The sequence below is a fragment of the Pantoea sp. E956-1 genome (assembly GCF_982223955.1).
The window spans coordinates 1-263 of the sequence record NZ_CEUYZP010000124.1 but is presented as its reverse complement, the minus strand read 5'-3'; the positions used below and the strand labels follow the sequence as shown (position 1 = coordinate 263).

Annotated in this window: 1 tRNA gene; it reads right to left on the bottom strand. The window is 52.1% G+C overall.

The features are described 5' to 3' along the window. Positions 1-177 precede the first annotated feature (177 nt). A tRNA-Ile gene (locus tag AC0T7J_RS25585) sits at positions 178-254 on the bottom strand. Positions 255-263 lie beyond the last annotated feature (9 nt).

The following is a 263-nucleotide window of genomic DNA, read 5'->3' as shown; positions in this document are numbered from 1 at the left end:
GCAGGCGCTCTCCCAGCTGAGCTATAGCCCCATACAGTTACTGCAGAGACCACTACTACCACTCAACCGAGTTACATTCTTCAGGAGAAGGATGCAATTTCTTTTCAGGCAAGGCATGCGGAAGGGACGTTTACTGAGGTAAACGACCGCGCGCATAACGCAGCATGAGAAGAAATTTGGTAGGCCTGAGTGGACTTGAACCACCGACCTCACCCTTATCAGGGGTGCGCTCTAACCACCTGAGCTACAAGCCTGTAGAGGTT